General features: G+C 66.9%; 25 protein-coding genes and 4 tRNA genes. 23 read left to right on the top strand and 6 right to left on the bottom strand.

What is annotated here, in order from left to right; all coding sequences use genetic code 11:
* Positions 1–128: 128 nt before the first annotated feature.
* Positions 129–2,456: an arylsulfatase gene (locus tag ACFWAY_RS09725; protein WP_378510537.1), complete on the top strand. Its 2,328-nt coding sequence runs from the start codon at positions 129–131 to the stop codon at positions 2,454–2,456.
* Positions 2,457–2,487: 31 nt separating this feature from the next.
* On the opposite strand, the gene ACFWAY_RS09720 is transcribed toward ACFWAY_RS09725, so the two are convergent.
* On the bottom strand, positions 2,488–3,405 hold the full coding sequence (locus ACFWAY_RS09720) for a 1,4-dihydroxy-2-naphthoyl-CoA synthase (RefSeq protein WP_087561619.1): 918 nt from the start codon (positions 3,403–3,405) through the stop codon (positions 2,488–2,490).
* 73 nt (positions 3,406–3,478) lie between these two features.
* Here ACFWAY_RS09720 and ACFWAY_RS09715 point away from each other — a divergent pair, with 73 nt between their 5' ends.
* From ACFWAY_RS09715 to ACFWAY_RS09705, 3 genes are read left to right on the top strand one after another with little or no spacing between them, the layout of a single operon-like run.
* The gene (locus tag ACFWAY_RS09715; protein WP_378452377.1) at positions 3,479–4,132 is read left to right on the top strand and encodes a PaaI family thioesterase; all 654 of its coding nucleotides are present in this window, start codon (positions 3,479–3,481) and stop codon (positions 4,130–4,132) included.
* A 4-nt stretch (positions 4,133–4,136) separates the two neighbouring features.
* Entirely contained in the window at positions 4,137–5,138 is a 1,002-nt protein-coding gene (locus tag ACFWAY_RS09710; protein ID WP_378510536.1) for an o-succinylbenzoate synthase, read from the top strand.
* A 45-nt stretch (positions 5,139–5,183) separates the two neighbouring features.
* Entirely contained in the window at positions 5,184–5,630 is a 447-nt protein-coding gene (locus ACFWAY_RS09705; protein WP_378452375.1) for a DUF6918 family protein, read from the top strand.
* A 54-nt stretch (positions 5,631–5,684) separates the two neighbouring features.
* Here the strand turns inward: ACFWAY_RS09705 and ACFWAY_RS09700 are convergent, their stop codons facing one another.
* Both ACFWAY_RS09700 and ACFWAY_RS09695 read right to left on the bottom strand, forming a co-directional pair.
* Positions 5,685–6,512: a siderophore-interacting protein gene (locus tag ACFWAY_RS09700; RefSeq protein WP_378452374.1), complete on the bottom strand. Its 828-nt coding sequence runs from the start codon at positions 6,510–6,512 to the stop codon at positions 5,685–5,687.
* 63 nt (positions 6,513–6,575) lie between these two features.
* The gene (locus ACFWAY_RS09695) at positions 6,576–7,172 is read right to left on the bottom strand and encodes a flavin reductase family protein (protein WP_378452373.1); all 597 of its coding nucleotides are present in this window, start codon (positions 7,170–7,172) and stop codon (positions 6,576–6,578) included.
* A gap of 93 nt (positions 7,173–7,265) precedes the next feature.
* On the opposite strand from ACFWAY_RS09695, the gene menD reads away from it, so the two are divergent.
* The 5 genes from menD (at position 7,266) to ACFWAY_RS09670 (ending at position 12,740) form a co-directional block, all read left to right on the top strand.
* The gene (gene menD, locus ACFWAY_RS09690) at positions 7,266–8,891 is read left to right on the top strand and encodes a 2-succinyl-5-enolpyruvyl-6-hydroxy-3-cyclohexene-1-carboxylic-acid synthase (protein WP_378510535.1); all 1,626 of its coding nucleotides are present in this window, start codon (positions 7,266–7,268) and stop codon (positions 8,889–8,891) included.
* Positions 8,888–9,328, top strand: coding sequence for a DUF3592 domain-containing protein (locus tag ACFWAY_RS09685; RefSeq protein WP_378452371.1), 441 nt, complete (start codon positions 8,888–8,890; stop codon positions 9,326–9,328). Before menD ends, ACFWAY_RS09685 begins: the two co-directional genes overlap by 4 nt.
* Before the next feature lie 72 nt (positions 9,329–9,400).
* The gene (locus ACFWAY_RS09680; protein ID WP_378510534.1) at positions 9,401–10,546 is read left to right on the top strand and encodes a glycosyltransferase family 4 protein; all 1,146 of its coding nucleotides are present in this window, start codon (positions 9,401–9,403) and stop codon (positions 10,544–10,546) included.
* 56 nt (positions 10,547–10,602) lie between these two features.
* A complete protein-coding gene (locus ACFWAY_RS09675) occupies positions 10,603–11,979 on the top strand; it encodes an NAD-dependent succinate-semialdehyde dehydrogenase (RefSeq protein ID WP_378452369.1) in 1,377 nt (458 codons plus the stop codon).
* Positions 11,980–12,041: 62 nt separating this feature from the next.
* Positions 12,042–12,740 carry a demethylmenaquinone methyltransferase gene (locus ACFWAY_RS09670; RefSeq protein ID WP_012688877.1) on the top strand — a complete coding sequence of 233 codons (699 nt, stop codon included), beginning with the start codon at positions 12,042–12,044 and terminating at the stop codon, positions 12,738–12,740.
* Positions 12,741–12,743: 3 nt separating this feature from the next.
* Here ACFWAY_RS09670 and ACFWAY_RS09665 read toward each other — a convergent pair whose 3' ends face one another.
* Positions 12,744–14,006, bottom strand: coding sequence for a geranylgeranyl reductase family protein (locus ACFWAY_RS09665; protein ID WP_378452367.1), 1,263 nt, complete (start codon positions 14,004–14,006; stop codon positions 12,744–12,746).
* A 129-nt stretch (positions 14,007–14,135) separates the two neighbouring features.
* Here ACFWAY_RS09665 and ACFWAY_RS09660 point away from each other — a divergent pair, with 129 nt between their 5' ends.
* Together ACFWAY_RS09660 and htpX are read left to right on the top strand one after the other, a co-directional pair.
* On the top strand, positions 14,136–15,191 hold the full coding sequence (locus ACFWAY_RS09660) for a polyprenyl synthetase family protein (RefSeq protein ID WP_378452366.1): 1,056 nt from the start codon (positions 14,136–14,138) through the stop codon (positions 15,189–15,191).
* Positions 15,192–15,333: 142 nt separating this feature from the next.
* Positions 15,334–16,194, top strand: coding sequence for a zinc metalloprotease HtpX (gene htpX, locus ACFWAY_RS09655; protein ID WP_378510533.1), 861 nt, complete (start codon positions 15,334–15,336; stop codon positions 16,192–16,194).
* A gap of 68 nt (positions 16,195–16,262) precedes the next feature.
* Here the strand turns inward: htpX and ACFWAY_RS09650 are convergent, their stop codons facing one another.
* Entirely contained in the window at positions 16,263–16,754 is a 492-nt protein-coding gene (locus ACFWAY_RS09650) for a YajQ family cyclic di-GMP-binding protein (RefSeq protein WP_005252088.1), read from the bottom strand.
* A gap of 198 nt (positions 16,755–16,952) precedes the next feature.
* Between ACFWAY_RS09650 and ACFWAY_RS09645 the strand changes: the two genes are divergently transcribed.
* The 11 genes from ACFWAY_RS09645 (at position 16,953) to rplA (ending at position 21,817) form a co-directional block, all read left to right on the top strand.
* A tRNA-Tyr gene (locus tag ACFWAY_RS09645) sits at positions 16,953–17,035 on the top strand.
* A 215-nt stretch (positions 17,036–17,250) separates the two neighbouring features.
* A tRNA-Thr gene (locus ACFWAY_RS09640) sits at positions 17,251–17,323 on the top strand.
* Positions 17,324–17,368: 45 nt separating this feature from the next.
* Positions 17,369–17,441: transfer RNA gene (locus ACFWAY_RS09635), tRNA-Met, on the top strand.
* Positions 17,442–17,502: 61 nt separating this feature from the next.
* On the top strand, positions 17,503–17,670 hold the full coding sequence (gene rpmG / locus ACFWAY_RS09630) for a 50S ribosomal protein L33 (protein ID WP_005252089.1): 168 nt from the start codon (positions 17,503–17,505) through the stop codon (positions 17,668–17,670).
* Positions 17,671–17,759: 89 nt separating this feature from the next.
* Positions 17,760–18,323, top strand: a complete 564-nt coding sequence (gene hadA / locus ACFWAY_RS09625; protein ID WP_378510532.1) for a (3R)-hydroxyacyl-ACP dehydratase subunit HadA — start codon at positions 17,760–17,762, stop codon at positions 18,321–18,323.
* A complete protein-coding gene (gene hadB, locus ACFWAY_RS09620) occupies positions 18,310–18,735 on the top strand; it encodes a (3R)-hydroxyacyl-ACP dehydratase subunit HadB (RefSeq protein ID WP_378452364.1) in 426 nt (141 codons plus the stop codon). The genes hadA and hadB overlap by 14 nt, the downstream gene beginning before the upstream one ends.
* A gap of 184 nt (positions 18,736–18,919) precedes the next feature.
* Positions 18,920–18,992: transfer RNA gene (locus ACFWAY_RS09615), tRNA-Trp, on the top strand.
* 31 nt (positions 18,993–19,023) lie between these two features.
* Positions 19,024–19,473 (top strand): preprotein translocase subunit SecE, encoded by a 450-nt coding sequence (secE, locus tag ACFWAY_RS09610; protein ID WP_378510531.1) that lies wholly within the window; start codon positions 19,024–19,026, stop codon positions 19,471–19,473.
* Between the two features lie 58 nt (positions 19,474–19,531).
* Complete coding sequence (gene nusG, locus ACFWAY_RS09605) at positions 19,532–20,449, top strand: transcription termination/antitermination protein NusG (RefSeq protein ID WP_378510530.1); 918 nt, start codon at positions 19,532–19,534, stop codon at positions 20,447–20,449.
* Between the two features lie 59 nt (positions 20,450–20,508).
* Positions 20,509–20,943, top strand: a complete 435-nt coding sequence (gene rplK / locus ACFWAY_RS09600) for a 50S ribosomal protein L11 (protein WP_378452361.1) — start codon at positions 20,509–20,511, stop codon at positions 20,941–20,943.
* Positions 20,944–21,100: 157 nt separating this feature from the next.
* A complete protein-coding gene (gene rplA, locus ACFWAY_RS09595) occupies positions 21,101–21,817 on the top strand; it encodes a 50S ribosomal protein L1 (protein WP_005252097.1) in 717 nt (238 codons plus the stop codon).
* Between the two features lie 65 nt (positions 21,818–21,882).
* On the opposite strand, the gene ACFWAY_RS09590 is transcribed toward rplA, so the two are convergent.
* The gene (locus tag ACFWAY_RS09590) at positions 21,883–23,502 is read right to left on the bottom strand and encodes an MFS transporter (protein WP_378452360.1); all 1,620 of its coding nucleotides are present in this window, start codon (positions 23,500–23,502) and stop codon (positions 21,883–21,885) included.
* 462 nt (positions 23,503–23,964) lie between these two features.
* Here ACFWAY_RS09590 and rplJ point away from each other — a divergent pair, with 462 nt between their 5' ends.
* Complete coding sequence (rplJ, locus tag ACFWAY_RS09585; RefSeq protein WP_005252102.1) at positions 23,965–24,525, top strand: 50S ribosomal protein L10; 561 nt, start codon at positions 23,965–23,967, stop codon at positions 24,523–24,525.
* Positions 24,526–24,540: the final 15 nt, after the last annotated feature.

Below are 24,540 nucleotides of genomic sequence, written 5' to 3'. Positions count from 1 at the left end.
ACGCGGCGTGCCCTCTCCTGCCGAGGCGACGAATCCGCCCGCGTATTTCACCCTCCGAGGGTCTACTCGTGCGTGACCGCCCGGTGCTGGACTGGATCGACAGCGTCGGACGACGAGGGGACTGGGCCATGAGTTCGAGCGTGACAGGCGAGCCGATGCCGGGCGGCGAATCGTTACCATTTCCGCCGACGCCGTCGGGAAGCATCGCCGGCCGGACGATGCAGGAGTCGGTGTACAGCCCCCATCCGAAGAAGCGGAGGCTGCCCGACGACGCCCCGAACGTTCTGATCGTCCTCATCGACGACGCCGGGCCGGGTCTGCCGAGCGGCCTCGGCGGTGAGGTGAACACCCCGACGCTCGACGCGATGTTGCAGGACGGTGTCGGGTACAACCGATTCCATACGACCGCAATGTGTTCGCCGACCCGGGCGTCGCTGCTGACCGGCCGCAACCACCATCGCGTGGGGAACGGGCAGATCGCCGAGCTGGCCAACGACTGGGACGGCTACTCCGGCCACATCCCCCGGTCGAGTGCGACGGGGCCCGAGGTCCTGCGCCAGTACGGGTACAGCACTGCCGCATTCGGGAAATGGCACAACACGCCGGCCGAGGAGACCACCGCCGCCGGTCCGTTCGACAACTGGCCGACGGGTCTCGGGTTCGAGTACTTCTACGGATTCCTCGCCGGCGAGGCGTCGCAGTACGAGCCGAACCTGGTGCGTAACACGACGGTGGTGCTGCCCCCGAAGACCCCGGGGCAGGGGTACCACCTCAGTGAGGATCTCGCGGACGACGCCATCGGCTGGCTGCGCAGGCACAAGGCGTTCGACGCCGACAAGCCGTTCTTCATGTACTGGGCCAGCGGTTGCCTGCACGGACCGCACCACATCATGAAACCGTGGGCCGACAAGTACGCCCGGAAGTTCGACGACGGCTGGGATGCCTACCGGGAGCGGGTCTTCGCGAGGGCGAAGGAGAAGGGCTGGATTCCCCCCGAAGCGGAGCTGACCGACCGCGATCCGACGATGGCCGCGTGGGACGACATTCCCGAGGACGAGAAGCCCTTCCAGCGTCGGCTGATGGAGGTCGCGGCCGGGTACGCCGAGCACTGTGACGTCCAGGTGGGCAGGCTGTTCGACGAGCTGGACCGTTTGGGGTACCGGGACGACACGCTGATCCTGTACATCTGGGGCGACAACGGCTCGTCCGGTGAGGGGCAGAACGGCACGATCAGTGAACTGTTGGCGCAGAACGGCATTCCCACGACACCGGCGCAGCACATCGCGGCCCTCGAACAACTCGGTGGTCTCGACGTCCTGGGGTCGCCGAAGACCGACAACATGTATCACGCGGGCTGGGCGTGGGCGGGCAGCGCGCCGTACAAGGGAATGAAGCTATTGGCGTCCCATCTCGGTGGCACCCGCAACCCGATGGTCGTGCGGTGGCCGGCGAAGGTGACCCCCGACCCGACACCCCGCACGCATTTTCTGCACTGCAACGACGTGATGCCGACGCTGTACGACATCGTCGGGATCACCCCGCCGCGGACGGTGAACGGTGTTCCGCAGGACCCGGTAGACGGCGCCAGCTTCGCGCAGACGCTCGTCGAACCCGGCGCGACAGGGGGAAAGCTCACCCAGTACTTCGAGATCATGGGCAGCCGGGCGATCTACCACGACGGCTGGATGGCGTCCGCGTTCGGGCCACGCGCACCCTGGGCGGCGGGTGTGCCCGGTGGCATCCGCGACTGGAGCCCGGACGACGACACGTGGGAGCTCTACAACCTGGACGAGGACTGGACCCAGAACCGGGACCTCGCCGAGCAGCATCCGCAGAAGCTGGCGCAACTGCGGGAACTGTTCGCGATCGAGGCCGCGAAGAACAATGCGCTCCCGGTCGGCGGCGGGCTGTGGGTCATCGCATTGCATCCCGAACAGCGGATCACGACGCCGTACACGAGCTGGGAGTTCTCCGGCGACACGATCCGCATGCCCGAGTTCTGCGCTCCCGCGCTGGGCAACAAGAACAACCGGGTGACCCTCGACCTCTCGGCGCCGGAGAATCCGAGCGGAGTGCTCTACGCACTGGGAAGCAACGCCGGCGGACTCACGTGCTTCGTCGACGACGGCTACCTCTGTTTCGAGTACAACCTGTTCATCCTGATGCGCACCAAGATTCGTTCGACCGTGCCGATCCCGCCGGGCACCCGCACGGTGCAGGTGGTCACGGAGTTCGTCGAGGCGCGGCCCGGCGGCCCGCTGAACGTGAAGCTCTGTGTCGACGGCAGTGTCGTCGGGGAGGGGCAGGTGCCGGTGAGCGTGCCGTTGCTGTTCACAGCCAACGACTGTCTCGACGTCGGCACCTGCCTCGGTTCCCCGGTGTCGCTGGACTACTACGACCGGGCGCCGTTCCCGTTCAACGGCACCATCGACCGCATGGCGGTCGAGTACACGTAGGGGACCTCAGAAGTACGGGATGCGGGCCGCGTCAGAAATACCAGGGGTACGGCTTCCAGTCGGGTTCGCGCTTCTCGAGGAAGGAATCGCGGCCCTCGACGGCTTCGTCCGTCATGTACGCCATGCGGGTTGCCTCGCCGGCGAACAGCTGCTGACCGACGAGACCGTCGTCCTGCAGGTTGAACGCGTACTTGAGCATGCGCTGCGCCTGCGGGGACTTGCCGTTGATCTTGGTGGCCCAGTCGATCGCGACGTCCTCGAGTTCGGCGTGGTCGACGACCTTGTTGACGGCGCCCATCTGGTGCATCTCCTCCGCGGTGTACGTCTCACCGAGGAAGAAGATCTCGCGGGCGAACTTCTGGCCGACCATCTTGGCGAGGTAGGCGCTGCCGTATCCGCCGTCGAAGCTGCCGACGTCGGCGTCGGTCTGCTTGAAACGGGCGTGTTCGCGGCTGGCGAGCGTCAGGTCGCACACCACGTGCAGGCTGTGACCGCCGCCCGCGGCCCAGCCGTTGACGAGGCAGATGACGACCTTCGGCATGAACCGGATCAGCCGCTGGACCTCGAGGATGTGGAGACGTCCGGCGCGGGCCTTGTCGACGGTGTCCGCGGTTTCGCCGGCGCGGCCGGTGGTCGCATCCTGCTCGGTGTACTGGTATCCGCTGCGTCCGCGGATGCGCTGGTCGCCGCCGGAGCAGAACGCCCAGCCCTCGTCCTTGGGGCTCGGACCGTTGCCGGTGAGCAGCACGGCGCCCACGTCGGACGTCATCCGGGCGTGGTCGAGCGCCTGGTACAACTCGTCGACGGTGTGCGGGCGGAAGGCGTTGCGCACTTCGGGACGGTCGAACGCCACCCGGACGATTCCCTGGGTGACATGCCGGTGGTAGGTGATGTCGGTCAGGTTCTCGAAACCGGGAACCGGTCGCCAGTGCTGCGGGTTGAAAGTCACGGCTCCGAGGTTATCGGGTGCCGTCGGCGGGTGTCCGCGCGCGCACGGGTTTGCCCGGGTTTACCGTGCAGGTATGAGCGAACAGGCTGCCGACGTCACCCGTCTCGACGGCAAGGGCGACGACGAGTACGAGCACCACGGCGGGTTCCCCAAGTACGAGCCGGTGACACCCGGTCCGGACTGGGCGCGGTTCGTCGAGGGAATGCGCACGTTGCAGGACCTCGCGGTGTCGGTCGACGCCCCGGACGACGTGCTCACGCAGGCCGCGGACCAGGTGGAGAAGCTGGCCGAACTGCTCGGACCGCACGTCGTTCCCGAGGGGCGGTCGCCGGCGGGCCGCACGATCGAGTTGCCGGGCCGGGGGAGTCTCCTCATGCCGCCGTGGACCATCGAGAAGTTCGGGCCTGACGGGGTGCGCAGCGTGGGCATGTTCCGGCGCTACCACCTCGGTGGCAACGGCGCCGCGCACGGCGGCACGCTGCCGCTGCTGTTCGACGACCTGATGGGCATGATCGTCCACGCGTACGGTCGGCCCATCAGTCGCACCGCCTACCTGCACGTGAACTATCGCGCGATCACCCCGCTCGACACGCGTCTGACCGTCGAGGGCAGCGTCGACCGCGTGGAGGGGCGCAAGACGTTCATCACCGCACGGTTGATGCAGGACGACACGTTGCTCGCCGACTGCGAGGCCCTCATGCTCCAGTTGCTGCCCGGGCAGCCCTGACCCCGTGACATCCCTGCCCTCCGTGGAGGAGGTCCTGGCCGACGCCGTCGTGGTGAGTCTGCCCATGCGCATGCGGTTCCGCGGCATCACGACGCGAGAAGCGTTGCTGCTGCGCGGTCCCGCAGGGTGGGGCGAGTTCGCGCCGTTCCCCGAGTACGCGGACGACGAGGCGGCGCACTGGTTGCAGTCGGCGATCGAGGACGCCTGGCTGGGGCCGCCGCCCGCGGTGCGCACGCAGGTGCCGATCAACGCCACCGTCCCTGCCGTCGACGCCGCCCGCGTGCCCGCCGTGCTCGACCGTTACCCCGGGGCGCGGACCGCGAAAGTGAAAGTGGCCGAACGTGGTCAGACCCTCGACGACGACGTCGCGCGGGTGCGGGCGGTCCGCGCACTCGTTCCGAACGTGCGCGTCGACGCGAACGGGGGATGGTCGGTCGACGAGGCCGAGACCGCGCTGCGGGCACTGACCGCGGACGGTCCGCTCGAATACGCCGAGCAGCCGTGCGCGAGTGTGCCCGAATTGGTGGAGGTCCGCAGGCGGATGCCCGACGTGCGCGTGGCCGCCGACGAAAGCATCCGGCGCGCCGAGGATCCGCTGAAGGTCGTGCGGGCAGGCGGTGCCGATGTGGCCGTCGTGAAGGTCGCCCCGCTCGGGGGGATGCGGCGGCTGCTGTCGCTCGCGGACGAGTTGTCGTCGTACGGTGTGCCGGTGGTCGTGTCGAGCGCCTTGGACACCGCTGTCGGCATCGCCGCCGGTGTCGCCGCTGCCGCAGCCCTCCCCGAATTGCAGTTCGCGTGCGGCCTGGGTACCGGGGGACTCTTCGAGGCGGACGTGGCCCGTGCCCGCGAACCCGTCGACGGCGAGCTCACCGTCGAAGCGGTGGTACCCGACGTCGAACTCGTCGCGGCTCTCGCCGCGTCCGCGGAGCGTTCACGCTGGTGGATCGAGCGGACGCGCCGGTGCCATGGCCTGCTCGAACAACGCGGAGTCCGGTTTTTCGTATAGTGTCTGGCCGGACCTGATCGCTCAGTCAATACGGAGGCATTGAAAGTGGTTGCAGCTCTGAACGAAACCCTGCTCGACGAGTCGCGCGTTCCTGCGGTCATCGCAGACGTCCAGGCTCTCATCGACGCGGAGGTTTCGGACAAGTCGGGGGCCTCGGGACTGGCACTCAAGGGTGGATACGGCGCCGTCAAGAAGGTGGGACCGTCGATCGTGCCGGACGCCATCGAGGGCCTGCTGCCGGCATTCGTCGCCAAGCTCGAGCCGTACTGGCAGGCCTTCACCGTCAGTGGTGAGGCCGGATTCTCCGAGTACCTGGTCGCGCGTAGCGACGAGGTCTCGGACTCGCTCCTCGGTGTGACCGACGAGCGTATCGAGGGCAGCGACCGCGGTGCTGTCAAGAAGGTGTACTCGTCGCTGCGTCCGTCGGCGAAGAAGAATGTGATCGAGGCACTTCCGCGTCTGGGCGCCCTCGTTCAGAAGCACGCCAACTGAGAACCCAGGTGAGTGGCACGGCGCGCCCAGGCGTGCCGTGCCACTCACCTGTGGTCAGTTGGCAGCGTGGCCGTGGCGCCAGTACCCGGTGAACGAGATGTTCGACTTCGGGATGCTGCGCTCGTTCACGAGGTGGCGGCGCAACGCCGTCGTCAACTCGCTCTCGCCGGCGACGAACGTATAGGACGGCCCGGTCGGCAGTTCCGCCTGTTTCACCGTGTTCAGCGCGAGCACTCCCGGACGGGCATCGGCGTCCTCGCGCACCAGCCAGTGCACGTTCACGCCGTCACCCACCGAAACATCTTGCGCGTCTTCGGCATCGGGAATCTCGACGAACACTTCGGCCCGCAGGTCCCGCGGTGCCGATCGCAGGATCCCGACGATTGCGGGAAGGGCGCTCTCGTCACCGACCAGCAGCTGCCACTCGGCGTCCGGCGTCGGGTTGTAGATCAGGCCCTCGTCGAGGATCGCCACCTCGTCACCGGCCGCAGCCGCGTCCGCCCACGCCGATGCGGGACCGAGGTCACCGTGCGAGGCGAAGTCGATGTCGATCTCGGTGGTGTCGCCGAACGTTCCCGATCCCGCCACGCGGATCTCGCGGATCGTGTAGTTGCGCACGACCGGCCGGGTGTCCTTGGACATCAGCTTGTACTGGGCGTACCAGAGGTTGCTTGCGCTGGTCGGAAGCCGCAGCGTGCTCTGTCCCCGCTGGGGGATGAACATCCGGAACCACTGGTCGAACCCCATCGGGCTGACGGAGTCGAGTTCTTCGCCCGCGATCGTGACGCGGACGAAGTTCGGGCTGATCTGCTTGCCCGCGACGACTCGAGCGGACGCGATCCGGCGACTCTGAGGTTTGACGAACTTGCTGCGTTGAGCCATGGCGTTGGTTACTCCCCCGGGTAGCGGTGCGATTTTGTCAGGTAAGCCTAACCAATCGATCTCTTATTCGGGGCGACGAGGGCGGTCGCGCATCACGACCTTCGGCGGCAGGCCCCACTCGTTGCGGCCGAGGCGGCTGAGCGGGGCGAGTTCCGCGAAGTCCGGAAGTCCGTCGTCGGCGAGCGCCTCGGGCCGCACCGCGACCGTGACGACGTCGCCCATCACCACGAACGAGTCACCGACAGGTATCACCTGGTGCAGGGTGCATTCGATGGCGACCGGCGAACCCGCGACCCGGACGGGACGGACCCGCTCGCTGGGTTCGGTGTCGATGCCCAGCGCGGCGAACTCGTCGACGTCGCTGTCATACGTGGCGGAACTGGCGTTGACCGTCGACATCAGCGGCTCCGTCGCCAGGTTGATCACGAACTCTCCCGTCGCCTCGATGTTGCGAAGGCTGTCCTTGCGGGTGACCGAGGTGAACTGCACCACCGGCGGGTGGGTGCTGGACACCGAGAAGAAGCTGTACGGGGCCAGGTTGGCCACCCCGTCCGCCGAGACGGTGGACACCCACGCGATCGGCCGGGGCACGATCGAAGCGGTCAGCACCTGATACATGCGGTGTGGGGGAAGCTCGGCGGGATCGAAGAGAGTGCGCATGCGTTCATGGTGTCAGCGCCCGCGATGTGGCCGTGAACTCACCCGGCGAGGTCGCCGGACAGGGTTGCCGGAGTATCTGACACTCTTGATGTCGTGAACCCGTCCACTGCACAAGCCACCGCGGTCGTCGACGAACTGGTCCGCGGGGGAGTACGCGAGGTCGTGCTCTGCCCGGGTTCGCGCAACGCGCCGCTGGCGTTCGCCCTGCAGGCCGCCGATCTCGAGGGCCGGCTGCGTCTGCACATGCGCATCGACGAACGCACCGCGGGATTCCTCGCGCTCGGCCTGGCCGTGGCCGGCAAGCGCCCCGTCCCGATCGTCATGACGTCCGGCACCGCGGTCGCCAATCTCGGACCCGCGGTCCTCGAGGCGAACTACGCCCGGGTGCCGCTCGTGGTGCTCAGCGCCAACCGTCCGTACGAGATGCTCGGCACGGGCGCCAACCAGACCATCGAGCAACTCGGACTGTTCGGCAGCCAGGTGCGCGCGACCATCAGCCTGGGCCTGGCCGAGGACGACGCCCGGCAGAACAGCCAGTGGCGTTCGGCCGTGTGCCGGGTCCTCGCCGCGGCGCGCGGCACGAGGTCGGGCAACGCCGGTCCCGTGCACTTCGACATCCCGCTCCGGGAACCGCTCGTTCCCGACGTCCACGCGCAGGGTCCGGTCCCGCAGGGACGGCCGGGTGGGGCGGCGTGGACCACCACCCAGCACGCGACGCTCGACGTGCCGATGGACCTCGACATCACCCCCGACACCATCGTGATCTCCGGGCACGGGTCTGCGCTCCGGCCGGAACTCGCCGGACTGCCGACGGTCGCCGAGCCGACCGCGCCACTGCACGGCATTCCGGTGCATCCGATGGCGCTGCCGCAGCTCAAACCGCGGCAGGCCGTCATCACCGGACGCCCCACGCTCCACCGGTCCGTGTCGAAGGTCCTCGCCGATCCGGCGGTGGCCGTCTACGCGCTTACCACCGGCCCCCGCTGGCCCGACGTGTCCGGCAACGTGCTGGCCACCGGCACCCGCGCCGTCGTGTCCGGTGAGCCCGACCGGGCGTGGATCAACCGGTGCCGCACGCTGTCCGAACACACCGACAAGGCGGTGCGCGCGCAACTCGCCGCCCACTCGAAGTCGACGGGTCTGCACGTGGCGGCCGCCGTCATGGACGCCCTCACCGACGGTGACCAGTTGCTGCTCGGGGCGTCCAACCCCGTGCGTGACGCGGCACTCGTCAGCTATCCCGCACCGAAGATCCGGGTGCTGTCCAACCGGGGTGTCGCCGGCATCGACGGCACCGTGTCCGCGGCCGTCGGGGCGGCCCTGGCCTACGAGGAGGGGCGGACGGTGGCCCTGCTCGGCGACCTCACGTTCCTGCACGACGCGTCCGGGTTGCTCATCGGCTCGGGCGAACCGCGGCCCCGGGACCTGACGATCGTGGTCGCCAACGACGACGGTGGCGGCATCTTCGAATTGCTCGAGCAGGGCGATCCGCAGTACGCAGGGGTGTTCGAGCGGGTCTTCGGTACTCCGCACGGTATGGATCTCGCCGCACTGTGCGCCGCCTACCGGGTGGAGCATCATCTGGTGGGTCTGGGTGAGCTGTCGACGCGGCTGAGCGCGCCCGAAGCGCCCGGCGACCGCGGAATCCGGGTGCTCGAGGTGACCACCGAACGTTCCGGGCTGCGCGAACTGCACGCCGCGGTGCGGGCACAACTGTGAATGCGAAAGTGACGCGGCGTGTCCGGCGCGGGGTGTTGGTGACGGCGATCGGCATCTCGATCCTGGCCGTGCTCCTCGTCCTGGCCGCCTGGCGCAACGACCACACGATCCAATCCGACCGGGGCGTGGCTACCGCAGAGGTGCTGTCGGCGGGGTCGCTGCGGTCGGCCATCAGCTTCGTCACGCCGGACGGGGTGACGCACAACCCCGAACTCGGCGTGCTGTACCCGACCAAGCTCACGGTGGGGCAGCGGATCGACGTCGAGTACGCGCGCAGCGACCCCGACCTGGTGCGGGTGTCCGGCCGCGACGCCAGCGTGGCCGTCGTCCCCGCTGGTTCGCTGATCGTCGTGACCTGGCTGATCGCGGGACCGGTGATCTGGTACCTGCGGCGGCGGGAGAATTCGGCAGAGCCCTCGCCGGCAGTGTCATCCTGAGTTTCCCGGAACTTCGCGCGACCGTCACGTCGATCTCGCTGCTGTGACTACGAGCACTGCCACGCTGAGCGCGTGAGAGTAGCCATCGTCGCGGAATCGTTTCTTCCCAACATGAACGGTGTGACCAACTCGGTGCTGCGGGTCCTCGACCACCTCCAGCGCACCGGACACCAGGCGATGGTCGTCGCCCCGGACACGGTGGGATCGCAGACGTCCGCGCCGACCGAACACGACGGCGTGCCCGTCCACCGGGTGCCCGCGGTGATGGTGCCGAAGGTCAGCTCGCTCCCGGTGGGTCTGCCGCAGCCCGGACTCACCGCCGCGCTGCGGGCGTTCGACCCCGACGTCGTGCATCTGGCGTCACCGTTCCTCCTCGGTGCCGGCGGGCTCGGTGCGGCCCACCGGCTCGACGTCCCCACGGTCGCGGTGTACCAGACGGACGTGGCGGGTTTCGCCGAGAGCTACGGCCTCGGCATCACCAGCCGCGCGGCGTGGGCCTGGACGCGTCGCATCCACAGAGGCTGCACCCGCACCCTCGCGCCGTCCACGTCGGCGGTCGAGGCACTCGCCGAGCAGAGGATTCCGAGGGTCCACCGCTGGGCCCGCGGCGTGGAGACCACCCGATTCGCGCCGTCCCGCCGCAGCACCGCTTTGCGGGACTCCTGGCTGGGCGGCTCGGACCGGCTGGTCGTCGGATTCGTGGGCAGGCTCGCACCCGAGAAGCACGTCGAGCGGCTGGCCGCACTCGCAGACGACCAGCGGGTCCGGCTGGTGATCGTCGGCGACGGCTCGGAGCGCGCCCGCCTGCACCGGTTGATGCCCGATGCGGTGTTCACCGGCCAACTCGGCGGTGTGGAGCTCGCGGAGGCCTACGCGAGCCTGGACGTCTTCGTCCACCCGGGCGAGCACGAGACGTTCTGCCAGGCGGTACAGGAGGCGCTGTCCAGCGGGGTGCCGGTGATCGGACCGGATGCCGGCGGACCGCGCGATCTGGTCGCGCACTGCCGCAACGGCTACCTGCTCCCGGTCGACCGGTTCGGCGAACTGCTGCCGAGCGCCGTCGACGCACTGCGCGACCGCCGCATGCGGGCCCGCTTCGGGGAGGCCGCCCGGCAGTCGGTGCTGCACCGCACGTGGCCCGCGATCTGCGACGAGCTGCTGGGCCACTACGCGGCGGTTGTGGGCGGGCAGGACTTTCGCGAGTCCCGAGCGGCCTGACCACCGGATCGATACCGGTGGGGAATTCGAGAGGCCGTCTCGTGGTTGCCCGGAGTATGGCGAAGTACAAGACTGTCAATCCCGCGACCGGTGAAACCGTCCGGGAATTCACGACCTTGGACGATGCAGGTGTGGAGTCGGCGCTCTCCCGCGCCCACAGCGGATATCTCGACTGGCGGACGACCCCCGCCGAGGAACGCGCCCGGATTCTGGGCCGAACCGCCGATCTCTACGCGGAGCGTGAAGACGAACTGGCGCGGATGATCGCCCTCGAGATGGGCAAACCCGTCCGGGAGGCCAAAGGCGAAGTCAAGCTTTCCTCGGCGATCTACCGCTACTACGCGGACAACGGCCCCGCACTGCTCGAGGCGGAACGACTCGACGTGCCGGGCGCGGACGAATCCGTGGTCTACCGCAGGCCGATCGGTGCGCTCGTCGGCGTGATGCCGTGGAACTACCCGTACTACCAGGTCGCCCGTTTCGCGGCGCCGAACCTCATGCTCGGCAACACCGTGCTGCTCAAGCACGCCCCGAACTGTCCGCAGTCGGCGCTGCTGATGGAGGAGATCTTCCGGCAGGCCGGTCTCCCCGAGGATGCGTACATCAACGTGTTCGCCACCAACGAGCAGATCGCCGACATGATCGCGGATCCGCGTGTCCAGGGTGTCTCCCTCACCGGCAGCGAGCGGGCCGGGACCAGCGTCGCCGAGACGGCGGGCCGCAACCTCAAGAAGGTGGTGCTCGAACTCGGCGGGTCCGACGTGTTCGTCGTCCTCGACACCAACGATATGGACGCCACGGTCAAGACCGCGACCCGTGCCCGCCTGTCCAACGCGGGCCAGGCCTGCAACTCGCCCAAGCGATTCATCGTGACCGAGCCGAACTACGACGAGTTCGTCTCGAAGCTCGCCGAGTCGTTCAAGGCCACCCCGACCGGCGATCCGCTCGACGCGAAGACCGTCCTCGGGCCGCTGTCCTCGCAGAGCGCCGCGGATTCGCTGATCGAGCAGATCGAGGACGCCATCGCCAAGGGCGCGACGCTCCTCGCCGGCGGGAAGAAGATCGACGGCCCCGGCTCGTACGTCGAACCGACTCTGCTCGTCGACGTGACCCCCGAGATGCGGGCGTACAGCGAGGAACTGTTCGGCCCGGTCGGCGTCGTCTACAAGGTCGCCACCGCCGACGAAGCCGTGGAACTCGCCAACTCCTCCTCCTACGGTCTCAGCGGTTCGGTGTGGAGCACCGACCTCGACGGGGCACGTGAGGTCGCCGACCGGCTCGACGTCGGCATGGCCTTCGTCAACGAACACGGCACGACGCTTCCCGGGTTGCCGTTCGGTGGCGTCAAGCGCTCCGGCGTGGGCCGCGAACTCGGCCCGTGGGGGATGGACGAATTCGTCAACAAGAAGCTGGTGCGGGTCTCCAAGAAGTGACCGCCACGCCACCGCGCCCGGCGCCGACATCGGCGGCGGGCGCGGTTGGTAGCGTTTCGGGCGTGGCAACTACACACGGTTCGCGGGCGTCGCTCGAAAAGGATCCGCACGAGGTCGCGTCGATGTTCGACGGCGTCGCGAAGCGCTACGACCTCACCAACACGATCCTGTCGTTCGGTCAGGACCGCAGTTGGCGCAAGGCGACGCGCTCGGCCCTGGCACTGAAGCCGGGGGAGCGCGTTCTCGACCTCGCGGCGGGAACCGGCGTGTCGACCGTCGAACTCGGACGGTCGGGTGCGTGGTGTGTGGCCACCGACTTCTCCAAGGGGATGCTGCAGGCCGGCAGTGGACGCCACGTCCCGATGGTCGCGGGCGACGCGATGCACCTGCCCTACGCCGACGCCGTGTTCGACGCCGCGACCATCTCCTTCGGACTGCGCAACGTCTCCGACTTCGACGCCGGTCTCCGCGAGATCGCCCGCGTCACCAAGCCCGGCGGCCGCCTCGTCGTGAGCGAGTTCTCGACCCCGGTGTTCGGGCCGTTCCGCACGGTTTACATGGAGTACCTGATGAAGGCGCTGCCGCGGGTCGCGCGCGCCGTCAGCAGTAACCCCGACGCCTACGTGTACCTCGCGGAGTCGATCCGCGCCTGGCCGACCCAGCAGGAACTCGCGCTGCGCATCGAGGCCGCCGGGTGGCGGAACGTGCAGTGGCGCAACCTCACCGGCGGTGTGGTGGCCCTGCACCGCGCCACCCGCTGAACGTCAGCCGAACAGCGGTCGCGAGTCGACCTTCTGCGACAGCAGCCCGGATGCCCGCCACGCGCGGGCGGTGAGGTCGCTGTCCTCCTCGGTGACGAGGTTGCCCATGACCCGGACCGCGACGGTCATCAGCGCCCGGGACCGCATCGCCACCGGACCGGAGGTGGGCAGAACCCGGGGGACGGTCAGCAGTCCGGCGAGTCGCCGCGCCACGGAGAACGCCCGGCCGTACCGCTCCCGGAGAATCGAGGGCCACAGCTCCGTCAGGTCGTCGGCGTCGAGGATCTCCGCGATCAGGCGCCCGCCTTCGAGCCCGTAGTCGATGCCCTCGCCGTTCAGCGGATTCACGCACGCCGCCGCGTCGCCGATGATCGCCCAGTTCCGGCCTGCGATGTGGGACACCGCACCGCCCATCGGCAGCAACGCCGACGCCACCGCGCGCAGCTCGCCGTCCCAGTTCCACTCGTCGCGGCGCTGTGCCGTGTACAGGTCGAGCAGCGGTCGCAGCGCACCCGGGGCCGGACGTTTGGCGGTGGCGAGGGTGCCGACGCCGATGTTCACCTCTCCGGTGCCGAGGGGGAACACCCAGCCGTAGCCCGACTGCAGCGTCCCCGCATCGTCCCGCAGTTCGAGGTGCGAGGTGATCCACGGGTCGGCGCTGCGATCGGTGGCGATGTAGGCGCGGGCGGCCACACCGTAGGCCGTGTCCCGGTGCCATTCGCGACCCAGCTGCTTGCCCAGCGTGGACCGGACGCCGTCGGCGACGATCAGCGTCCGGCAGCCGATGGTATGGGTTCCGTCGGAGGTCTTCAGGGTCACCGCCGTCACCCGGTCGCCGTCCCGTTCGACCCCGATCGCCTTGGCGCCCTGCACCATGACGGCTCCGGCGTCGACGGCGGTGGCGCGGATCCTGTCGTCCAGTTCGGTGCGGGCCACCGCGCTGCCGACGGCCGGGAACGACCTGCCCGGCCACTCGAGTTCGAGCTCGTGGCCGAACCCGCTGAGCCTCAGCCCGCGGTTGGTCCCCTTCGACCGCACCCAGTCGCCGAGACCGAGATGGTCGAGTTCGGCGACGGCACGCGGGGTGAGTCCGTCGCCACACGTCTTGTCGCGGGGGAACACCGCCGCGTCGGCGAGGACCACGTCACGTCCCGCGCGCGCCGCCCACGCGGCAGCCGAGGAACCGGCCGGACCAGCACCGATGACCAGGACATCGGTGGCGGTGGGATGCGGGGATCCCGCGGGGGACTGTTCTGCTGCGACCACACCTACATCCTGTCAGGCTTCGCTATGCGACCGCGGCGAGGCCGACGGGCGGTGGAACCGCTAGGTTCACTACCGTGGTAGCCGAGCCGCCACCGACGGCGCGGGAACCGAGCCGTCACTGACGACAGGATGGGTACTGAGAACGTGAGCACCGAGGGCGCAGCACACACCGCTGCCGACGCTGTAGTGGGCACTACGGTCGCCGGGATCGATCTCGGCGACCCGCAGCTCGCTGCCACGGTCCGTGAAGGACTGAAGCAAGTAGAGGAACTGCTGGTCAGCGAGCTCTCCGACGGGGAGGATTTCCTCACGGAGGCCGCATTGCATCTCGCGAAGGCGGGAGGCAAGCGTTTCCGCCCGTTGTTCACGGTGCTCACCGCCCAGCTCGGACCGAAGGCCTCCGACCCGTCGGTGGTCACGGCGGCCACCGTCGTCGAGCTGGTCCACCTCGCCACGCTCTACCACGACGACGTGATGGACGAGGCGTCGATGCGCCGCGGTGCACCCAGTGCGAACTCGCGGTGGGGCAACAGCGTTGCGATCCTCGCCGGCGACTATCTGTTCGCGCACGCGTCCCGTCTCGTCTCGACCCTCGGTCCCGAGGCGGTGCGCATCATCGCCGAGACGTTCGCCGAACTCGTCACCGGCCAGATGCGCGAGACGATCGGACTTCGCGGCGAACAGGATCCGGTCGAGCACTATCTCAAGGTCGTGTGGGAGAAGACGGGCTCGCTCATCGCGGCGTGCGGGCGCTTCGGCGGCACCTTCTCCGGCGCGGACGCCGACCACGTGAAGCGGCTCGAACGACTCGGCGACGCCGTGGGCACCGCCTTCCAGATCTCCGACGACATCATCGACATCTCCTCGGTGTCCGCGCAGTCCGGCAAGACCCCCGGAACCGACCTGCGCGAGGGTGTCCACACGCTGCCCGTCCTGTACGCGCTGCGCGACGACGGACCCGACGCCGATCGCCTCCGGGTGCTCCTCGACGGACCCGTCACCAACGACGACGACGTCGCGGAGGCGCTCGCGCTCCTCGAACGGTCACCCGGCATGGCCGCCGCCAAGGCCAAGCTGGAGGAGTTCGCGGTCCAGGCACGCGCGCAGCTCGCCGAGCTGCCGCAGGGCCCCGCCAACGACGCCCTCGTGAAGCTCGTCGATTACACGATCGAGCGCGTCGGCTGAGCCGTATCGTCAGTACCTGACTCGTCTTCACCCGATTCTCGTTGTCCGACCGGGAACCGTCCCGCCACCGTGTTTCGTTGAATGATCAAGATCCCGAAACTCGGGCGACCTGATCGGGTGACAACGGCAAGGAAGGCGTGACGTGCGCTACGCAAACGGGGCGAAGACTCTGGTTCTGTTGGTCGGCATGTCGGCGCTGATCGTGTTCATCGGCGCGTTGTTCCGCAACCCCACCATCCTGCTGCTGGCGATCGTGTTCGCGGTGGGAATGAACGCGTACGTGTACTTCAACAGCGACAAGATGGCACTCAAGGCCATGCACGCCCAGCCGATCACCGAGGTGCAGGCGCCGGTCATCTACCGCATCGTCCGGGAACTGGCCACCACCGCGCACCAGCCGATGCCGCGGCTCTACATCAGCCCCACCTCCGCGCCCAACGCTTTCGCCACCGGGCGCAGTCCGCGCCACGCCGCGGTGTGCGTCACGAGCGGCATCCTGCAGATTCTCAACGAACGAGAGTTGCGGGCCGTGCTCGGACACGAGCTGTCGCACGTCTACAACCGCGACATCCTGATTTCCTCCGTCGCCGGCGCCATGGCCGCCGTCGTGTCGGGACTCGCGAACTTCGCCATGTTCGCCAACATGTTCGGCGGGCGCGGCGGGGGACAGGGCGCCAACCCGATCGCGCTGCTCCTGGTGGCGCTGCTCGGGCCCATCGCCGCGACCGTCGTCAAACTCGCGGTGTCGCGGTCCCGGGAGTTCCAGGCCGACCAGTCGGGTGCAGAACTCACCGGCGACCCCCTGGCGCTGGCGTCCGCGCTACGGAAGCTGGAGCAGGGCACTCAGGCTGCACCGCTGCCGCCGGAGCCTCAGCTCGCCGCGCAGTCGCATCTGATGATCGCCAACCCGTTCCGCACCGGCGAGAAGATGAGCCGGATGTTCTCCACCCACCCGCCGATGGCCGAGCGGATCGAGCGTCTCGAGCGCATGGCGGGCATGTAGGCGGCTTCGCCGCCCGTGCGCCTTTCTGGTCGTTCCTGCAACCAGAAAGGCGCACGGGTGCGGAGCGCCTACCGGTAGTTCACGAACTGCAGCGCGATCCCGAAGTCCTCGCCCTTCAGCAGGGAGATGACGGCCTGCAGGTCGTCACGCTTCTTGCTGCTCACCCGCAGTTCCTCACCCTGGATCTGCGCCTTGACGCCCTTGGGGCCCTCGTCGCGGATCTTCTTGGTGATCTTCTTGGCGTTCTCCGTGGTGATGCCCTGGACGAGGCTGCCCGACAGCTTGTAGATCTTTCCGGACTGCGCCGGCTCGCCTGCGTCGAACGCCTTCAGGGAGATGTCACGCCGGATCAGTTTCTCCTTGAAGACGTCCAGGGCGGCGAGCAGTCGCTCCTCGGTGTCGGCCGTCAGGGTGATGGTTTCCTCGCCGGACCATTCGATCGATGCTCCCGTGTTCCGGAAGTCGAACCGGGTCGACAGCTCCTTGCCGGCCTGATGCAGGGCGTTGTCCACCTCTTGACGCTCCACCTTGCTCACCACATCGAAGGACGAATCAGCCACTTCACACTCCCGGTTTCGTCTAGTTCTCCCCGCCGCGACCCGGCCGGGCGCCCGCCGAATGCCGGCGAGCAGATTCGACGCTATCGGTTCGCAACCGCCCGTATCCACCCGGTTTGCAAAACGGGGGGCCGTTCGTTGTATTCTTCTTTCCGCAGCGGAGAGCGATTTCGCACAGATTTCGCGCTCCTCGTGCAACCCGGCAGATTGCCCGAGCGGCCAATGGGAGCGGACTGTAAATCCGTCGGCTTATGCCTACGTAGGTTCGAATCCTACATCTGCCACACACAGAACCCCGGTGAGCGACAGCTCACCGGGGTTCTGTCGTTCGGGGACGAGACCGGGTGCCTGGCCGGCGCCCCGACCTTCGTGGGCTGCCCACCCGAACTGTCGGTTGCAGCGACATGCGAAAGCCGGTGACCAGGCAATTTGGTTCTGGACGCGAACTCTGTGTAATCTCGTCAAGGCTTCAGCGCGCAGCGATGTGCGAGCGAAGCACGCCCCCTTAGCTCAGTCGGCAGAGCGTTTCCATGGTAAGGAAAAGGTCAACGGTTCGATTCCGTTAGGGGGCTCGCTGGATTGAAGTGGAGCGCCGAGTGCGCGACACTCGACACCGAGGCGGTGTAGCTCAGTTGGTAGAGCAAACGACTCATAATCGTTGCGTCGCCGGTTCAAGTCCGGTCACCGCTACACAATATGCATGATCCACCCTGATTGCTCGTAATCAGATTCACCCGAAAGAAGGCATCCCGTGGCCTCCTCGACTGACGTTCGGCCCAAGATCACTTTGGCCTGCGAGGTATGCAAGCACCGCAACTACATCACCAAGAAGAATCGGCGCAACGACCCCGATCGCCTGGAGATCAAGAAGTTCTGCCCGAACTGCGGAACTCACCAGTCGCATCGCGAGTCCAAGTAACACGGTCCGGAACTAGGACTGCGCTCGCGAAGGGAGTCCTCTAGGCTGCCCTCACGCGCTGACGTCAAGGGTAGAAGAGGTTCTTTCGCGTGACTGACACTGTGACGGAGACAGAGGCATACGTGCCCGAGACTGTTCCTGCTGATCCTGCCGCGCACGCACTGGCGATGGTCGGGCACCACTACCGCGTCGACGACTTCTACGAGGTCGGACGCGAGAAGGTGCGCGAGTACGCGCGTGCCGTGCAGGACTGGCATCCCGCTCACCACGACGAGGAAGCTGCGAAAGGCCTCGGCTACGACGGACTCCTCGCTCCTCTGACGTTCATCTCGCTCGTCGGCATCATCGCCCAGGGACGTCTCTTCAAGGAGATCGTCACTGGCTACGATCCGAGTCAGATTCTCCAGACCGACCAGCGGCTCGAGTTCCACAAGCCGATCAAGGTCGGCGACCGTCTGGTCTGTGACGTGTACCTGGAGTCGTTCCGTCAGATGGGCGGCAGCGACATCATCGTCACCAAGAACATCGTCACCGACCAGTACGACGAGCTCGTTCAGACCACATGGACGACGCTCGTCGCGCGCACCGGTGGCGAGGTCGACGAGAACATCGCTCACGCAGTCAAGGACGTGATCATGCATGGCGCTTCGTAAGTTCGAGGACGTCTCGGTGGGGGAAGAACTCCCCGAGCGCATCGTGAAGCTCACGCGTGGCGACCTGGTCAACTACGCGGGCGTGTCCGGCGATCCCAACCCGATCCACTGGAGCGACGGGGTCGTCAAGCTCGCCGGTCTGGACAATGTGATCGCGCACGGAATGCTCACCATGGGTCTCGGCGGCGGCTTCGTCACGTCGTGGCTCGGCGATCCGGGTGCGGTCAAGGAATACAACGTTCGTTTCACGAGCTCGGTCTACGTCCGTGAGGACGAGGCCGCGCAGGTCGAGTACACCGGTAAGGTGAAGTCGCTCGACGAGGAAAGCAAGACAGCAGTAGTCGCGATCGTGGCGCGTTCCGAGGGAAAGAAGATCTTCGGCCGCGCCACCGCAACGGTCCGTCTGGCCTGACAGCCGGGTGGATTGGGTTTGTTCCGGGGCTTTGAAGTACACTGAGATTTCTGGGATTACTCAGCGCTGCGCGCTGCCCTACGGTGCTGTACGGCCGGCAAGGGTGGCGCGCGTGTCATGTAATCACAGAGAGGTCGGTCAAGAATTGGTCCAAGGCTAGTTTCGGACCAGGTCTCCCGACCAAAGGGGCGTAGCTCAACTGGCAGAGCAGCGGTCTCCAAAACCGCAGGTTGCAGGTTCAAGTCCTGTCGCCCCTGCCCCCGGATGCCAGCGACTGAGAGGAACGACGTGAGCGAGGAGCGCGCCAAGCGCGACGGCGACACTTCAGGGTCGACGCGCCCGGACGGTGCCGACGACACCGCGGCCGACGCCACCACGCGTTCCGCCACTCCCTCGGGCAAGCCCAGCGGTAAGCGCCAGGGCCGTCGTTCGCCGGCAGGTGCCGAGGTCGCCGCGAGTTCCGTGAAGTCACCGGAACTGTCGAAGTCGGACACGACCACCAAGGTCAAGCCGGCGAAGAAGGATCGCGCCGACAAACCGCGCAAGGAAAACATCTTCAAGCGCCTGCGCCGGTTCCTCCGCGAGGTCATCGCCGAGCTGCGCAAGGTCATCTGGCCCAATCGCAAGCAGATGATCACCTACACCAGCGTCGTCCTGGTATTCGTGGTGTTCATGGTGACGTTCATCGGCGTGTTGGATCTGGCGGTCATCAAAGGCGTCACCTGGTTGTTCGGTTGACGGAATCCGCCCCGGTGGATCCGAAGTATGTGAGTGACGAGAGGAAGCGAGTGCCCCAGTGAGCACCCCCGAGAACGACACGAATGAGGCTTTGGCCGAAGAGCGTGTTTCTGCCGAGGCGGCAGCCGAAGTGGATGTCGAGGCTGCCGACGAGGGCACCGAAGCCGCGGAAACCGTCGGTGACGACGTTGCCGAGGACTCCCAGGCCGACGAGATAGTCGAGGCCGAGACCGCCGACGAGGCCGAGACCGCCGACGAGGCCGAGACCGCCGACGAGGCCGAGACCGCCGACGAGGCCGAGACCGCCGACGAGGCCGAGACCGCCGACGAGGCTGTGGCTGCCGAAGAGCCCGAGGATCCCGTTGCGGAACTCAAGGCTGCTCTGCGTCGCGCACCCGGTGACTGGTACGTCATTCACTCGTACGCGGGCTACGAGAACAAGGTCAAGGCCAACCTCGAGACCCGCGTCCAGAACCTCGACGTCGGCGACTACATCTTCCAGGTGGAAGTTCCCACCGAAGAGGTCACCGAGATCAAGAACGGACAGCGCAAGCAGGTCAACCGCAAGGTTCTGCCCGGCTACATTCTGGTCCGCATGGATCTCAACGACGAGTCCTGGGGAGCTGTGCGCAACACGCCCGGCGTCACCGGGTTCGTCGGTGCGACGTCACGTCCGTCCCCGCTGACCCTCAACGAGGTGACCAAGTTCCTGCTCCCGCAGCAGGAGCAGAAGAAGCAGGCTGCCGCGGCGACCGTTGCGGCGGGGGAGACCGGCGGAGAGAGCTTCGCGAAGCCTCTCATCGAGGTCGACTTCGAGGTCGGCGAGTCGGTCACCGTCATGGACGGCCCGTTCGCCACGCTGCCCGCCAGCATCAGTGAGGTCAACGCCGAGCAGCAGAAGCTCAAGGTCCTGGTCTCGATCTTCGGTCGTGAGACCCCGGTCGAGTTGTCCTTCACGCAGGTCGCGAAGATCTAGCGGCACATACTTGCACTGCAGTAGCAAGAAACACACCCAGCAAGAATTAGGAAAACGAGATGCCCCCCAAGAAGAAGAAGCTCGCAGGGCTCATCAAGCTTCAGATCCAGGCCGGTCAGGCTAACCCTGCACCGCCCGTGGGTCCCGCGCTTGGTCAGCACGGCGTGAACATCATGGAGTTCTGCAAGGCCTACAACGCGGCGACTGAGTCCCAGCGCGGCAACGTGGTGCCGGTCGAGATCTCGGTCTACGAAGACCGGACCTTCGATTTCAAGCTGAAGACCCCTCCGGCTGCCAAGCTGCTGCTCAAGGCTGCAGGCGTGCAGAAGGGCTCCGGCGAGCCGCACAAGACCAAGGTTGCTTCCGTGACCATGGATCAGGTGCGCGAAATCGCGAAGACCAAGCAGGAAGACCTCAACGCGAACGACATCGAGCAGGCCGCGAAGATCATCGCCGGCACCGCACGCTCGATGGGTATCACGGTCAACGGCTGAGTCGGCCCTGATCGATCGACGGAATCACCGTCGCCGATCGACTGACGGCACCGCCGTCGAAGAAAGCGTGGGAGGGCCGGCCAGGCCCAGACCACTACTGAACCATTCACCACCGCAGACAAGACACACACTGCGGTGAGAAGTTAGGACAGAAGAAATGGCAAAGCGCAGCAAGGCGTATCTCGCCGCCGCTGAGAAGATCGACTTCGACAAGCTGTACAGCCCGCTGCAGGCTGCGAAGCTGGCGAAGGAGACGTCGTCGAGCAAGATGGACGCGACCGTCGAGGTTGCCGTCCGTCTGGGCGTCGACCCCCGCAAGGCGGACCAGATGGTCCGCGGCACGGTCAACCTGCCGCACGGCACCGGTAAGACCGCCCGCGTCATCGTGTTCGCAGTCGGAGAGAAGGCCGCCGAGGCCGAGGCAGCTGGAGCCGACGCCGTCGGCGCCGAGGACCTCATCGAGCGGATTCAGGGTGGATGGCTCGATTTCGACGCCGCCATCGCGACTCCCGATCAGATGGCCAAGGTCGGCCGCATCGCCCGCGTCCTCGGACCGCGTGGCCTGATGCCGAACCCGAAGACCGGCACCGTGACGGCTGACGTCACGAAGGCTGTCGCGGACATCAAGGGCGGAAAGATCAACTTCCGCGTCGACAAGCAGGCCAACCTGCACTTCGTGATCGGCAAGGCATCGTTCGACGACGCCAAGCTGGTGGAGAACTACGGCGCCGCGCTGGACGAGATCCTGCGTGCGAAGCCGTCCTCCGCGAAGGGCCGCTACGTCAAGAAGGTCACCGTTTCGACCACCACCGGCCCGGGCATCCCGGTGGACCCGAACCGCACCCGCAACCTTCTCGAGGATGCCGACGCGTAAGTCACGCTTCACACAGTTCGGCCGGTACGGAAATCTTCCGTACCGGCCGAACTGCTTTTCCGGGTTCAGTCTTCGTCGACGGTTCCCGGTTCGGTCTTCTTCCGCCACGCCAGCATCACGGAATCCGTGCGTGCCGGCGCCCAGGGCATGAAGATCGCGACGACGACCGCGCAGACCACCACGGCGCCCGCCGCGACGAGCGACGCAGTGTGCGACCCCTGCAGGACCGTCGTCTTCATCGTGAGGATGAGATTCTCACGCTGCTGTTCGAGGAACGGCGGGATCTCCCGCTTGCGGATCTCGAGCACACTCAGGACCGTCGCGCGTGCGAAGCCCTTCTCGTCGTCGTTCATCAACGCGGCCGGAATCCGGTCGAGCAGCGGACTCATCGTCGTCGCGTAGTACGACGCGACGATCGATCCGAGCACGGCGACACCGAGCGTTCCTCCGATTTCCCTGGTCGTGTCGTTCACGGCCGAGCCTGCTCCGGCCTCGTCGAGGGGCAGCGACGCCATGATCGACTCTGTCGCGGGCCCCTGCACGATGGCCAAGCCGAGCGCCATCGACACCATCGACGGGAGGACGTCCGTCAGATAGCTGCTGTCGACGGCCACCTGACCGCCGAGGTACAGGCCGACGCCGGTGAGGAGGAGGCCGAACACGATGACCGGGGTCGTCCCGATTCGCTGAGCCAGAAGCGTGGCGAAGGGGGCGCCGACGGCTACCGACACCGCGAACGGCAGCGATGCGACACCGAACTCGAACGGCGTGTACTCCCGGACACCCTGGAAGTACTGCGTGATGAGGAACAGGAAGCCGAACATCGAGAAGTACCCGATGGCGATCGCGAGCGCGGGCAGGGAAAACCTGCGGTTGCGGAACAGCCGCAGGTCGAGGATCGGATGTTCGGTGCGCAGCTCCCAGTAGACGAATCCGATCACGACTGCGATCGAGAGGGCGGCGGCACCGACGGTGACCGACGACGTCCACCCGTGGTGGGGGGCTTCGATGATGGCCCACACGAGGACGGTGATTCCCGTGATCGAGGCGGCGATTCCGACGAGGTCCATGCGTCCGATGACGGAGGCACGCGATTCCGGCACCAGGAGCAGCGTCGCTGCTGCCGCGACCACCGCGATCGGTACGTTGATCCAGAAAACGGAGTGCCAGCTGAAGTGCTCGAGCAGCCACCCGCCGGCCATCGGCCCGATGGCGATTGCGAATCCGGCCATTGCAGTCCAGGCGGCGATGGCCAGCGCCCGTTCCCGCACGTCGGTGAATATGTTGATGACGAGGGCGAGGGTCGCGGGGAAGACGGCGGCCGCGAAGACACCCATCGCCGCGCGGGCCGCGATGACCTGCCCCAGACTTTCGGCGTTGGCGCCGGCGATCGACATGACGGCGACGCCGATCAGGCCGATGACCATGACGCGTCGACGGCCGTAGCGGTCGCCGAGGTTGCCGAACGCCAGGAGCAGGCCTGCGAACGTCAGTGTGTAGGCGTCGACGACCCACTGCAGGCCGCTGACACTGGTGCGGAGTTCGACACCGATCGACGGGAGAGCGACGTTGACGATGGTGTTGTCGAGCACGACCAGCAGTTCGGCCAGGCAGATCACGGCGAGCGCGAGGAAGCGGCGCGTCCGGGACCCGGCCACGACGGCTCGGGCTTCGAGGATTGTCATGAGGAAAAGCTAGCTCATATATGTAACGTCACGTAACAGATAATTGGCGCAGCTTCAGTCTGATGAACCACACTGCCGTGCGTGTAGTGACGCCGGTCACGTCATCGAGGTGGAGTCCGGCCGCGATTTGGCGGTTGTGCAGGCCATGCCGTAATCTGTCGTGCGGAGTTCAATGCAGTATTTGAGCTTCACCCCAAATCATGTTCTACCCAAGACCGTTGGTGATCGCTTCCGTGAGGGCGCGATTGAAAGTCCGGGAATGTCCGGCGGCCCACGCAGGAGGACGAGGTAGGGGGATGCGTTTCGGCTGTGGGCTCGCGCCCCGACCGTATCGTTTCCTTTCACGCCCCGTGTGCCCTGCACCGGGGCGTTTTGCATGTCGTGGATTGTGTGCTCCGGGATACCCGGCGGTGCGCAGCGGTTCCGAAGTGGGATAACGACTGTCATGAGAGGAGGCGAAGTATGGCAAAGCCTGAGAAGGTTTCCGCGGTTGCGGAGATCACCGAGCAGTTCAAGGGTTCGACCGCTGCTGTGATCACGGAATACCGTGGTCTGACGGTGGGCAACATCACGACACTGCGACGCGCTCTCGGAGAAGGTGCCACCTACTCCGTCGCCAAGAACACCCTGGTCAAGCGTGCCGCTGCTGAGGCGGGCGTTGAGGGCCTTGATGACCTTTTCGTCGGTCCGACCGCCATTGCATTCATCAAGGGCGAGCCCGTCGATGCTGCGAAGGCTCTGAAGAACTTCGCGAAGGACAACAAGGCGCTCATCATCAAGGGCGGCTACATGGACGGCGCTGCGCTGTCCGTGGACGAGGTCAACAAGATCGCGGACCTCGAGTCCCGCGAGATCCTGTTGGCCAAGCTTGCCGGCGCGATGAAGGGCAACTTGGCAAAGGCCGCAGGCCTGTTCAACGCTCCTGCTTCGCAGGTGGCCCGACTGGCTGCTGCTCTGCAGGAAAAGAAGGCCGCAGAAGGCGGAGCTGCCGAAGCTCCCGCCGAGGCTGCAGCCGAAAGCTGATCCGCACCCGCGCAT

The organism is Rhodococcus sp. NPDC059968 (assembly GCF_042738615.1).
GTDB lineage: Bacteria > Actinomycetota > Actinomycetes > Mycobacteriales > Mycobacteriaceae > Rhodococcus_F.
Note: the sequence above shows the minus strand (reverse complement) of the source record. Positions and strands in the feature narration are given on the sequence as shown.

Coding starts and splice junctions, on each gene's coding strand:
- ACFWAY_RS09725 (WP_378510537.1), top strand. CDS start 129: ATGAGTTCGAGCGTGACAGGCGAGCCGATGCCGGGCGGCGAATCGTTA.
- ACFWAY_RS09715 (WP_378452377.1), top strand. CDS start 3,479: ATGAGCGAACAGGCTGCCGACGTCACCCGTCTCGACGGCAAGGGCGAC.
- ACFWAY_RS09700 (WP_378452374.1), bottom strand. CDS start 6,512: ATGGCTCAACGCAGCAAGTTCGTCAAACCTCAGAGTCGCCGGATCGCG.
- ACFWAY_RS09695 (WP_378452373.1), bottom strand. CDS start 7,172: ATGCGCACTCTCTTCGATCCCGCCGAGCTTCCCCCACACCGCATGTAT.
- ACFWAY_RS09675 (WP_378452369.1), top strand. CDS start 10,603: ATGGCGAAGTACAAGACTGTCAATCCCGCGACCGGTGAAACCGTCCGG.
- ACFWAY_RS09660 (WP_378452366.1), top strand. CDS start 14,136: ATGGGTACTGAGAACGTGAGCACCGAGGGCGCAGCACACACCGCTGCC.
- hadB (WP_378452364.1), top strand. CDS start 18,310: ATGGCGCTTCGTAAGTTCGAGGACGTCTCGGTGGGGGAAGAACTCCCC.
- rplK (WP_378452361.1), top strand. CDS start 20,509: ATGCCCCCCAAGAAGAAGAAGCTCGCAGGGCTCATCAAGCTTCAGATC.
- rplA (WP_005252097.1), top strand. CDS start 21,101: ATGGCAAAGCGCAGCAAGGCGTATCTCGCCGCCGCTGAGAAGATCGAC.
- ACFWAY_RS09590 (WP_378452360.1), bottom strand. CDS start 23,502: ATGACAATCCTCGAAGCCCGAGCCGTCGTGGCCGGGTCCCGGACGCGC.
- rplJ (WP_005252102.1), top strand. CDS start 23,965: ATGGCAAAGCCTGAGAAGGTTTCCGCGGTTGCGGAGATCACCGAGCAG.